This window comes from Mesorhizobium sp. 131-2-1 (assembly GCF_016756535.1).
Taxonomy (GTDB): Bacteria; Pseudomonadota; Alphaproteobacteria; order Rhizobiales; family Rhizobiaceae; genus Mesorhizobium.
In genome coordinates, this window is record NZ_AP023247.1 from 1,375,103 (window position 1) to 1,387,534 (window position 12,432).

Annotated in this window: 8 protein-coding genes; 7 read left to right on the top strand and 1 reads right to left on the bottom strand. The window is 65.4% G+C overall.

The genetic code is table 11. From position 1 onward, the window contains the following. The first annotated feature begins 82 nt into the window (after positions 1-82). From JG743_RS06760 to phoB, 7 genes are all read left to right on the top strand, one after another. Complete coding sequence (locus JG743_RS06760) at positions 83-4,246, top strand: PAS domain-containing protein (RefSeq protein ID WP_244673075.1); 4,164 nt, start codon at positions 83-85, stop codon at positions 4,244-4,246. A gap of 563 nt (positions 4,247-4,809) precedes the next feature. After that, the gene (locus JG743_RS06765; protein ID WP_202299034.1) at positions 4,810-5,838 is read left to right on the top strand and encodes a PstS family phosphate ABC transporter substrate-binding protein; all 1,029 of its coding nucleotides are present in this window, start codon (positions 4,810-4,812) and stop codon (positions 5,836-5,838) included. A 90-nt stretch (positions 5,839-5,928) separates the two neighbouring features. Next, positions 5,929-7,389: a phosphate ABC transporter permease subunit PstC gene (gene pstC, locus JG743_RS06770; RefSeq protein WP_202299035.1), complete on the top strand. Its 1,461-nt coding sequence runs from the start codon at positions 5,929-5,931 to the stop codon at positions 7,387-7,389. After that, on the top strand, positions 7,386-8,702 hold the full coding sequence (pstA, locus tag JG743_RS06775) for a phosphate ABC transporter permease PstA (RefSeq protein ID WP_202299036.1): 1,317 nt from the start codon (positions 7,386-7,388) through the stop codon (positions 8,700-8,702). Before pstC ends, pstA begins: the two co-directional genes overlap by 4 nt. A gap of 15 nt (positions 8,703-8,717) precedes the next feature. Beyond that, positions 8,718-9,542: a phosphate ABC transporter ATP-binding protein PstB gene (pstB, locus tag JG743_RS06780; RefSeq protein ID WP_202299037.1), complete on the top strand. Its 825-nt coding sequence runs from the start codon at positions 8,718-8,720 to the stop codon at positions 9,540-9,542. A gap of 23 nt (positions 9,543-9,565) precedes the next feature. Continuing rightward, positions 9,566-10,276, top strand: a complete 711-nt coding sequence (phoU, locus tag JG743_RS06785) for a phosphate signaling complex protein PhoU (RefSeq protein WP_202299038.1) — start codon at positions 9,566-9,568, stop codon at positions 10,274-10,276. Positions 10,277-10,295: 19 nt separating this feature from the next. Next, a complete protein-coding gene (phoB, locus tag JG743_RS06790) occupies positions 10,296-10,985 on the top strand; it encodes a phosphate regulon transcriptional regulator PhoB (RefSeq protein ID WP_006203872.1) in 690 nt (229 codons plus the stop codon). Between the two features lie 3 nt (positions 10,986-10,988). Here phoB and JG743_RS06795 read toward each other — a convergent pair whose 3' ends face one another. Continuing rightward, positions 10,989-12,233, bottom strand: a complete 1,245-nt coding sequence (locus JG743_RS06795; protein WP_202299039.1) for an ROK family protein — start codon at positions 12,231-12,233, stop codon at positions 10,989-10,991. Positions 12,234-12,432: the final 199 nt, after the last annotated feature.

Genomic DNA, 12,432 nt, shown 5'->3' on the forward strand with positions numbered 1-12,432 from the left:
AAGGTTAGCGGATCGTTAATGCTTCTGAGGCACAGTCCGCCGACGAACCGCGAAGGGGGGTTCGGCTGGGGGTGGCAGCAGCATGGCGGACGTGGACGGGACGGGCGGGAACGGCGGCAAACGCGACCCCCTCGAAGCAGCGGTTGCGCGGGGCGGCGATGCGTTCGCCGGCGAAGACAGCGAGCAGCATCTTGCCGATCTCGAGCGCACGATGGACGCCATGCACATGGGCGTCGTGCTCCTGGATGCCAAGCTCGATACGCTGATCATCAACAAGGCCTACCGCGACCTCTCCAGGATTCCCGACGGGGCCGTGGCCGTCGGCGCTCCGTTCAGCCGCCTGATGGACCTCAACCGCCACAACGGCATCTATGGCGACCTCGACGAACAGGAGTGGCAACGCTACCTCGCCACCCGCGTCGCGGAGATTCGCTCCGGCTCCGTCGCGCCACGCGAATTCGTCCACGCCGACGGCAGGACGATGATGTTCTCGGTGACGGCGTTGTCCGGGGGCAAGCGCTTGCTGACCTACTACGACGTCACCGAACTCAAGCGTCGCGACGCCGAGATCGAGAACGCCAACGCAAGGACCGCGGAGACCTTCGCCAATCTTCGCTCCATGGTCGACCAGATGCCGATCGGCGTCCTTGTCCTCGATGCGGACATGCGCGCGGAGGTGATCAACCGCGCCTTCCATGAGTTCTGGAAAATCGACCCCGACCGTGCCGGCAGCGGCTGCGGGTTTCGCGAATTGATGGAAGCAAGCCGCGGGATCGACCCCTACGGCACGGACGACGCCGCATGGCAGCGCCACATCGCCGAGCGCGAAGCCGAGATCCGGGCCGGCGTGGCCGGATCTCGGCAATTTCCGCGCAATGACGGCCGCACGCTGATCGCCTCGCTGGCGCCGCTTGCGGGCGGCAAACGGCTGATCTCCTATGTCGACGTCACCGCCATGAAGGATCGCGAAGCCGAGCTAGCCGAGGCGCTGGAGAAGTCGTGGCTGGCCGAGGCAGTGATCAACGGCGTCAAGGACCCGATCTTCGTCAAGGACGACAATTTGCGTTTCGTGTTCGTCAACGAAGCCTTCTCGGCGCTGTTCGGCCGGACGCAGCAAGACATGCTCGGCAAACGCGGCGGCGATTTCGTCGCGCCGCAGGAGGCCGTGTTGTTCGAGGACAGCGAAAGGCAGGTGCTGGCGGACGGCCGTGCCTACGAAGTCGAGGAAAGCTTTACCGCCTCCGGCATCGCGCGTTCGCGCATCGTGCGGAAAAACCGCGTCACGATGGCAAGCGGTCGCAGCTATGTCGCCGGCTTCATCTTCGACATCTCCGAGATGAAGCGGCGCGAGACCGAAGCCGAGGATGCGCACAAGAACCTCGCCACCGTGCTGGAATCGCTGCCGGCCGGCGTCATCATCTACGATCGCGACGACCGGTTCGTCTTCGCCAATCGGAAGCTGCAGGAGACGCTTCCGGCGCTCAAGCCGGTCTGGCAGCCCGGCCGAAGCTTCCGCGAGGCCCTGACGCTCGGCCATTCGGTCGGATATTTCCGCCAGAGTGGCGATCCCGAGATCGACAGGCTGTATGAGAGCGATCTCGACGCGTGGCTCGACGCCATGCGCGCGCACTACCGCCTGCCCAGCTCGTCCTATGAGCGCCTCAACCCCGACGGCCGCTGGTACCAGGTCTATGACATGCGGACCGAGGACGGCACCTTCATCGGCGTGCGCGTCGATATTTCCGAGATCAAGAGCCGCGAGAAGGCGCTGCATGATTCGATGCGCCAGATCGACCTGTTCCGCCACGTCATGGACGAACTGCCGGTGGCGGCCTTCATCAAGGCCGAGGATCTCAGCATCGAATTCGTCAACAAGGCTTGGTGCGCGCTCACCGGCATTGCCAAGGAAGATGTCATCGGCCGCACCGACCGCCAGCTGTTCGGCACCGACGATGCCGAAAGCTACAGCCATGACGACATCGAGGTCGTCACCACCGGCAACGGGCGCGAGGTCGAGGAGCCCGTCACCCATCGCGACGGCACGGTGCGGCAGCTGATGACGCGCAAGAGCCGCCTGGTGGCGACGGACGGTTCGGTGCACCTGGTCGGCTCCAGCACAGACATCACCGACGTCAAGGCGCGCGAGCGGGCGCTGGAAGAGAGCATGCGCGAGAACGAGGTGTTCCGCAGCCTCATCGACAACGTGCCGGTGTCGATCTACGCCAAGCGCTCGGACCTCAGGCAGTTCTACGTCAACCAGGGCTGGTGCGATCTCACCGGCTTCGCCAAGGAAGAGGCGATCGGCAAGACCGACGTCGAGATATTCGGGCCGGACGGCGAGGCCTTCATCGCCGGCGATCTCGCCGTGCTGCGGACCGGCGAGACGCAGGAGATCGAGGAGACAGTGACGCTCGCCGACGGCAGCGTCAGGCACCAGTTCGCGCGCAAAGGGGCGATGATCGCCTCCGACGGCTCGCTCTATCTGATCGGTTCGACGACCGACATCACCGAGCTCAAGCAGCGCGAGGCCGAGCTCAGCGAGGCGCGGCAGCGCGCCGTGCTCGCCGACCGTGCCAAGTCGGAATTCCTGGCCAATATGAGCCACGAGATCCGCACGCCGATGAACGGCGTGCTCGGCATGGCCGAACTGCTGGCCAAGTCCGATCTCGACCCCAAGCAGAAGACGTTCACCGACATCATCGTCAAGTCGGGCAACGCGCTGCTCACCATCATCAACGACATCCTCGACTTCTCCAAGATCGACGCTGGCCAGCTGGTGCTCGACCCGGCGCCCTTCAACCTGGCCGAGGCGATCGAGGATGTGGCGACGCTGGTGTCGACACGCGCCAAGGAGAAGGACCTCGAGCTCATCGTGCGCGTCCAGCCGGGCCTCGACGGCCACTTCATCGGCGATGTCGGGCGCATCAGGCAGATCGTCACCAACCTGCTCGGCAATGCGGTGAAGTTCACCGACGAAGGCCATGTGCTGGTCGATGTCACCGGCGAGCGCGTGCCGATGGGGACCAAGCTCACCATCTCGGTCACCGATACCGGCATCGGGATTCCGGAAGACAAGCTGAAGGCCGTTTTCGAGAAGTTCAACCAGGTCGACACGTCGTCGACGAGGCGGCACGAAGGCACCGGGCTCGGCCTTGCCATCACCTCACGGCTGGTCGAACTGATGAGCGGCGAGATCGGCGTCGAGAGCGCCGAGGGCAAGGGCTCGACCTTCTGGTTCACGGTGACGCTGCCGCGTGCCGTGCAGGAGGGCGCGCAGCGGATCATGCCCGTGGACGTGACAGGGGCCCGGGTGCTGATCGTCGACGACAATGCCGTCAACCGCTCGATCCTCAGCGAGCAGATGGCGTCCTGGACGTTCGATTCCTGCGCGGCCGAGAGCGGCGCCGAGGGGCTGAAGGTGCTGATCGCGGCGGCCGCCTATGGCGTGGCGGTCGACTGCGTCGTGCTCGACTACCAGATGCCAGGCATGACCGGCGCCGAGATGGCGCGCATCGTGCGCAACACCGACGGCCTCGCCCACACACCGATCATCATGCTGACGTCCGTCGACCAGTCGCTCGCCAACACCAGCTACCGCGACCTCGGCATCGACGCGCAGCTCATCAAGCCGGCCCGCTCCTCGGTGCTGCTGGAGACGCTGGTCGCCACCATCCAGCGCCATCGCCACAGCACGGACGGCAGCCGTCCGCCGCAATCGGCGGCTGGCGCTCCGGTCAGCGGAGCGCCGCGGGCAACGCCGGCGCAGGCGCCAACGGCAGCGTCGGAACGGGCCCTGCTGCAGCCACCGCCGGTTCGTGCGCGCGCCCGGCCGGCAGGCGCCGAACGCGGCCTCGACATCCTCGTCGCCGAGGACAATGAAGTGAACCAGATGGTGTTCACGCAAATCCTCGGCGAGACTGGCTACGGCTTCGAGATCGTCGGCAATGGCCGCAAGGCGCTCGACGCCTACGGCCGGCTCAATCCGCGCATGATCCTGATGGACGTTTCGATGCCGGAGATGAACGGACTGGAGGCGACGGCCGCCATCCGCCGGCTGGAAGAGGAGAGCGGCTTGCATGTGCCGATCGTCGGCGTCACCGCGCATGCGCTGAAGGGCGACCGCGAGCGCTGCCTGGAGGCCGGCATGGACGACTATTTGCCGAAGCCGATCAGCCCCAGGGCGCTGCTCGAGAAGCTCGAGCGCTGGCTGGGCCAGGGCAGCCAGGTCCAGAGAAACGCCGGTTAGACCTGCCGAGGCAGAGGGCCGAATATCTCCTCCGGGCCGGCGCGTCGCGTCGAATCTGCGCGAAGCAGCGCTGGAAGCCGAAGGGATGCCGCAGGCTATGGTGCGATCGCACCATACCAAGATGGGCGCCGAGCCGGAACAATGCCCGCATCGGATTCGCTTCCTCGGTTACGGGCGGGAGCGGCGACCGCCGGCATGGAACAGCGTCGAATCTACCCCAACGGACCTGTTTTCGGCGATGGCCCGGCCATGATGCGCTCTGGCCACGGGCAACGCGCTCTCGTCCGGCTTTTCTTTTCTCGGCGGCCGAGGCTCGTGCCGCCGAGAACTGAAGCGGCTCCCGAAAACCCCGCAAGTCCCTGATTCCGGCGGCAAACCGCCGTTGCCTCACCAAGGCCCGCGACCAGCCGTTTGCGACAGGCCCGTCAGACGTTACCGGGCTGACACGAAACTGTCATGCGACTGTAATAATCGGAAGCTATTGCCCTCACCGGGCGCCGATGGACAGCGGTGCCAAGAGTCCATCTTTCGAAGAGACCATCTTCCGAACAGGAGCAGGCCATATGAACAAATTCCTCCTTACGGCGTCGGCCGCGGCGCTTGCGCTGGCCGCGTCGTCCGGCTTCGCCGCCGCGCGCGACCAGATCCAGGTTGCCGGGTCGTCGACCGTGCTTCCCTATGCCAAGATCGTCGCCGAGCAGTTCGGCGAGACCTTCACCAAGTTCAAGACCCCGGTGGTCGAGTCCGGCGGCAGCGGCGCCGGCATCAAGGAATTCTGCAAGGGCGTCGGCGAAGACACCATCGACATCGCCAATTCCTCGCGCCCGATCAAGAAGGACGAGCTCAAGTCCTGCGCCGACGCCGGCGTGAAGGACATCCAGGAAGTCCGCATCGGCTATGACGGCATCGTCTTCGCCACCGACATCAACGGCCCGGACTGGGCGCTGGTTCCCGCCGACATCTACAAGGCGCTCGCCGCCAAGCTGGTCGTCGACGGCAAGCTGGTTGACAATCCGAACACCAAGTGGAGCCAGGTCAACCCGAAGCTGCCCGACTGGGATATCGCCGCCTACATCCCCGGTGAAAAGCACGGCACGCGCGAAGTGTTCGAGACCAAGCTTCTCGACGCCGGCTGCGACAAGGCCGCCATCAAGGCCACCGGCATCAGCGACGACAAGGAAGTCGGCAAGACCTGCATCGCCATCCGCAAGGACGGCAAGGCTGTCGACATCGACGGCGACTACACCGAGACGCTCGCCCGCATCGACTCCAACAAGACCGGCGTCGGCGTGTTCGGCCTCGCCTTCTACGAGAACAATGCCGACAAGCTGAAGGTCGCAACCGTGTCGGACGTCGCTCCCTCGACCGAGACCATCGCCAGCGGCAAGTATCCGGTTTCGCGCCCGCTGTTCTTCTACGTCAAGAAGGCTCATCTCGGCGTCGTTCCGGGCCTGAAGGAATATGTCGAGTTCTTCCTCGACGACCAGATGATCGGCCCGGAGAGCCCGCTCGCCGAGTACGGCCTGGTTTCGGCTCCCGACGCAGAGCGTCAGGCGCAGCGCGACGCCTTCGCCGCCGGAAAGACCATGTAATCAAGCTTGCGGACCGGGGCGCGGGTTTGCCCGCGCCCCGGTCTCTTCGCCTGCCGCAGCGGCGGTGGCGACTTCCCTTGGGGTGGGTTCATGTCGTCCATGCTCGTACTTGCCGTAGTCGTTGCCATCGGCCTGGTCGCATTCTTCATTGGCCGCCAACGGGCCGTGGCGCAGGACAATGGCTCGGTGAAGCCGCATTCGCGCGCCCACTATCATGGCTGGTGGGCCTTCCTGCTCGCCGTGCTGCCGGCACTGCTGCTGCTTGCCGTCTGGAACATCGGTTCCTCCGTCTATCTCGAGCGCCACATCCACGCCGCCTTGCCCGAGCGCACCGCCGACAGCGCCGTCGCCAGCGAAGCGCTCGATGTCAGCCTGGTGAAGAGCCTCGCCAAGGGCTTGCGCCAGCTCGACGCCAACACCCAGCTTCCCGCCAGCTTCGCCGAATTGCAGCCGCTGCTCGCGGCCAAGGGCGTGGCGCTGGCGACGGACACCCAGGACTACATGATCCCGATCGCCGTCGAGACGAATGCGGTGCAGGACAGGCTTGGCCTGATTGGCGCCGTCCTCACGTTCGTGCTGTCGGCCGCCGGCGCCTTCTATGCGCTCAGCCAGGTCGCGCCGCGGGCGCGCGCCAGGAACAATGTCGAGCGGCTGATGCTGTGGGGGCTGCTGGCGGCCTCGACCATCGCCATCCTGACCACGGTCGGCATCGTGCTGTCGATGCTGTTCCAGACCATCCAGTTCTTCGAGAGCGTCTCGCCGGCAAGCTTCTTCTTCGGCACTGTATGGGATCCGCGCTTCGCCGCGGCGGGCTCGGGCGGCAGCCAGGGCCAGTTCGGCCTGATCCCGCTGCTGGCCGGCACGCTCTACATCGCCTTCGTCGCCCTGCTGGTGGCGGTGCCGGTCGGCCTGATGTCGGCCGTCTACATGGCCGAATACGCCTCGCCCAAGGTGCGCTCGGTGGTGAAGCCGGCGCTCGAGCTGCTGGCCGGCATTCCGACCATCGTCTACGGCATCTTCGCCGTCGTCACCCTGGGCCCGTTCCTGCGCGATCTCTCGGCGGCGCTGACCGGCGGTTCGCCCTTCATCCAGGGCCAGAGCATCTTTACCGCCGGCCTGGTCATGGGCGTCATGCTGATCCCGGTCGTATCCTCCCTGTCGGACGACATCATCACCGCGGTGCCGCGCGCCATGCGCGACGGCTCGCTCGGCCTCGGCGCGACGCGCTCCGAGACGATCAAGCGAGTGATCCTGCCGGCGGCACTGCCTGGCATCGTCGGCGCCATCCTGCTCACCGCCTCGCGCGCCATCGGCGAGACGATGATCGTCGTGCTCGCGGCCGGCGTCGCGGCCAATCTCACCGCCAATCCGTTCGAGGCGATGACGACCATCACCGTCAAGATCGTCAACCAGCTGACCGGCGACCTCGAATTCAATTCGCCGCAGACGCTGGTCGCCTTCGCCCTCGGCATCACGCTGTTCGCGCTGACGCTGGTGATGAACATCGTCGCCCTCTACATCGTGCGCAAATACCGGGAGCAGTACGAATGACCGATATCCCGCTGGATACGATGGTCCGCACCGCGGCTCCCGCGCGCCGCGACATCGGCCTCAAGGCCCGCTATGCCGCCGAGCGCCGGTTCCGCATCTACGGCGTGCTGGCGATCTCGGTCGGCCTCGCCTTCCTCGCCATCATGCTGATCACCATCGTCTCGAAGGGTTACACCGCCTTCTGGCAGACGACAGTGTCGCTGCCGATCACTTTCGACGAGAAGATCATCGATCCCTCCAACAAGCGCGCCAGCGATCCGGACGTGCTGATCAAGGCGAACTATCCCAAGCTTGCCGACAAGGCGCTGATGGCCAAGCTCGGCATCGACCCCTCCAACAAGCCGATGGCACTGAAGCTGAAGGGCTTCCTGTCGGAGGGCGCGCGCGTGCAGTTGCGCGACATCGTCGCCGCCGACCCGTCGGTCATCGGCACAACGCGCAACGTCGACATCCTCGCCGCCGCCAATCTCGATTCCGCCTTCAAGGGCCAGATCGACCTCAACGTCGAGGAAGCGCGCCGCAAGGTCTCGGACCAGCAGATTGCCTGGATGAACCAGCTCAAGGCCGACGGCACCATGGCCGAGCATTTCAACAAGGGCCTGTTCAGCTATGGCGCCTCCAGCCGTCCGGAAACGTCGGGCATGGGCGTGGCGATCATCGGCTCCTTCTACATGATGGTGATCGTGCTGCTTCTGGCGCTGCCGATCGGCGTCGCCGCCTCCATCTACCTGGAGGAGTTCGCCAAAAAGAGCCGCTTCACCGACCTGATCGAAGTCAACATCAACAATCTGGCAGCGGTCCCGTCGATCGTCTTCGGCCTGCTCGGCCTTGCGGTGTTCATCAACTTCCTCGGCATGCCGCGCTCGGCCGCCTTCGTCGGCGGCCTGGTGCTGACGCTGATGACGCTACCGACGATCATCATCGCTACCCGCGCAGCGCTTGCCGCCGTGCCACCGTCGATCCGCTCGGCGGCGCTTGGCCTCGGCGCTTCCAAGATGCAGATGGTGTTCCAGCACATCCTGCCGCTTGCCGCCCCGGGCATCCTGACCGGCACCATCATCGGGCTGGCGCGCGCGCTCGGCGAGACCGCGCCGCTGCTCCTGATCGGCATGGTCGCCTTCGTCGCCGACTATCCGAAGACGCCGTTCGATCCGGCGACCGCGCTGCCGGTGCAGATCTACATGTGGGCCAACGAGGCCGAACGCGCCTTCGTCGAGCGCATGTCGGGAGCCATCATCATCCTGCTCGTCTTCCTCATGGCCATGAACATCACAGCGATCGTGCTCAGGCGCCGGTTCGAACGGCGCTGGTAAAAGAAGGCATCTGGTATGAACATCATGACCGAACAGTCTCTTGAAAACGCAGTGGGCGACAAGATGAACGCCAAGTCGAACGAAGTGATCAAGATGCGCGGCGACAAGGTCGGCGTGTTCTATGGCGAGAAGCAGGCGCTGTTCGACGTCAATCTCGACGTCCGCCTCAACCAGGTGACGGCGCTGATCGGCCCTTCGGGCTGCGGCAAGTCGACTTTCCTGCGCTGCCTCAACCGCATGAACGACACCATCGATTCGGCGCGCGTGACCGGCAAGATCACGCTCGACGAAGAGGATATCTACGACAAGAGCATCGACGTCGTCGAACTGAGAGCCCGCGTCGGCATGGTGTTCCAGAAGCCCAACCCGTTCCCGAAGTCGATCTACGAGAACGTCGCCTACGGCCCGCGCATCCATGGGCTGGCCAAGCGCAAGGCCGACATGGACCAGATCGTCGAATCCAGCCTGAAGAAGGCGGCGATCTGGAACGAGGTGAAGGACCGCCTGCAGGAGCCCGGCACCGGCCTGTCCGGCGGCCAGCAGCAGCGCCTGTGCATCGCCCGCGCCATCGCCGTGTCGCCGGAGGTGATCCTGATGGACGAGCCCTGCTCGGCGCTCGACCCGATCGCCACCGCCCGCGTCGAGGAACTGATCGACGAGCTGCGCCAGAACTACACGATCGTCATCGTCACCCACTCGATGCAGCAGGCGGCGCGCGTGTCGCAGCGCACGGCGATGTTCCATCTCGGCTACCTGGTCGAGGAGGGCGCCACCGACAAGATGTTCACCAACCCTGACGACAAGCGCACCCAGGACTACATCACCGGCCGGTTCGGCTGATTTCCAAGCACGAGGACAGGATCATGGGTGAACATCATACGGTTGCGTCTTTCGACGAGGATCTCGGGGCGATCAGCAAGCTGATCGCCGACATGGGCGATCTCGCCCGCTCGATGGTCGCCGGCTCGACGCGCGCGCTGCTCAATTCCGACAACGCGCTGGCGCAGCGCGTGGTGTCCGACGACGCCATCATGGATGCGCGCCAGCGCGAGCTCGACGACCGCGCCATCACGCTGATCGCCAAGCGCCAGCCGATGGCCAACGATCTGCGCGCCGTGGTCGGTTCGATCCGCATGGCGGGCGACCTCGAGCGCATCGGCGATCTCGCCAAGAACATCGCCAAGCGCGTCGGCACCGTCGGCCTCAGCGTCACGCCGCGCGATCTCTCGCATTCCATCGACGGCATGGCGCAGCTGGTGCTGGTCCAGGTGCAAGGGGTCATCGAGGAATACGCCGCCGCGGATGCGGCTGCGCTCGCCAAGCTCCGCAACGACGACGAACGCATCGACGTCAAATACACCTCGGTGTTCCGCGAGCTGCTGACCTACATGATGGAAGATCCGCGCAACATCACCGCTTGCACGCATCTGTTGTTCTGCGCCAAGAATCTGGAGCGCATCGGCGACCATGTCACCAACATCGCCGAGAACGCCTACTACGTGCTGACCGGCCAGCAACTGCCCGCCAATCGTCCGAAGCTGGACGAGACGGCGATGTCGGCGCCGGCGGCCTGAGAAGAAGGGTGACCTGCAGATGATCGCGCCACGCATCATGGTGGTGGAGGACGAGGAGCCGCTGGGGGTGCTGCTCCGCTACAATCTGGAATCGGAAGGCTACCAGGTCGAGGTGGTGACGCGCGGCGACGAGGCCGAGATCCGGCTGCAGGAGAACGTGCCCGACCTTCTGGTGCTCGACTGGATGGTGCCGGCGGTTTCCGGCATCGAGCTCTGCCGCCGCCTCAGGATGCGGCCGGAGACCGAGCGACTGCCGATCATCATGCTGACGGCGCGCGGCGAGGAAAGCGACCGGGTGCGCGGCCTCTCGACCGGGGCCGACGACTATCTGGTCAAGCCGTTTTCGACGCCGGAGTTCATGGCGCGGGTGAAGGCGCTGCTGCGTCGCGCCAAGCCGGAAGTCCTGTCCAGCATGCTCAAGGTCGGCGACATCGTGCTCGATCGCGAGTCGCACCGCGTCTACCGCAAGAAGAGCGAGATCAGGCTCGGGCCGACCGAATTCCGACTGCTCGAATTCATGATGCGCCATCCCGGCCGGGTGTTCTCGCGCAGCCAGCTACTCGACAATGTCTGGGGCGAGACGATCTACATCGACGAGCGCACCGTGGACGTGCATGTCGGGCGGCTGCGCAAGGCGGTCAACAATGGCCGCATGCCCGACGTTATCCGCACCATACGCGGTGCGGGCTACGCGATCAGGGAAGATTGACGCTCAGGCCACGTTCTTCCCGGTGGCGCTGCCCTTCGCTTGGACGCCCGGCGCGAAAATCTCCTGGTCGACGAAGCCGAGCGCCCGCATGGCGCAGCCTTCGCGGATCAGCGGCAGTTCGTTCGGCTCGGTGTCGAAGGAGATCGATTTCGAATGCTGGCCGCCGGCGGTCTGAGCGATCGCCTCGCGCAGCGCCGGCTCGATCAGGTCGAAAGCGGCGGCGCTGACACCGACCATGGCGACGGGCGCGGGATCGATCAGCGCGAACAGGCTGCCGAGGCCGAAGCCGAGCGCCTCGCCGGCCTTGCGATAGGCCTCGCGCTCCGGGCCGTCGCTGGCGCGAGCCCTGGCGGCGAGCGAGCGCATGTCGGCGTCGCTGACATCGACCGGCGCGGCATCCTCGCCCATCTCCTTGGCATTGCGCCAGATGGCGTAGTTGCCGGCATAGGCCTCGACGCAGCCGCGCCGCCCGCAGCGACACAGCGCGCCGCCCGGCCGGTGGATCATGTGGCCGAATTCACCGCCCGAGGAATGGGTGCCAGTGAACAGTTCTCCCTTCAGCACCAGCCCCATGCCGATGCCATGCGAGAGCAGGATGGCGATGAAGTCGTCGCGGTAGCGCTCGGGATCGCGCCACTGCAGCGCCACCGCCATCATGTTGCAGTCGTTCTCCATGGTGGCCGGAACGCCGAACTCGGCTTCCAGTATGTCGGCGAAGGCAATGTCGGTCTGCGGCGTGATCGGCGACCACAGCATGGCGCGGGCATGGGTGTCGGTGATGCCCTGTATGCCCATGGCAATGCGGGCGACGCCGCGGACATCGAGGTCGGGATCCTCGAAACGGCGCCGGACGATGGCGACGCATTCTCCGATCAGCTCGTCGCGCGGCATGGTCAGCGTGTCGAGGCGGCGCTGCTCCTCGGCAATGACCTGGCCGGCATAATCGATGACGGCGACGGAGAGGAAGTTCAGCGACAGGACCACCGTCATCACCGCCGTGGCTTCCGGATTGAGGGCAAGCCCGACCTGCGGCCGGCCTCGCTTCAGCGCACCCGCCTCGCTGGCCTTGCTCTCGGTCAGGATGCCTTCCTGGATCAGGTCGGACGAGATCGCCGAGATGGTCGAATGGCTGAGGCCGGTGGTGGCGGCGATCTCGGTCCGCGACGGCTGGCCGGCACGGCGCACGGCCGAAATCACCATCGCCCGGTTGCGTCGGCGCAGATCGTCGTGGCGGATTCCAACCGACATGCCCTATTTTCCTCCCGGTCGTCGCGGCCGTTTTTGATCTGAAGGGCCGTCGGCGACACCGTATAAATACTGGCAGAAGCCGGCCAGCCTGTCATTTATTTATTCCGGGGCTCGAAAAAAATTCGCCAGCACCTCCGAATCCATCAGAATCGATGTTGACAGCGCTCCGGCGTTGGATCACTATTTTTTCGGGGCTCGA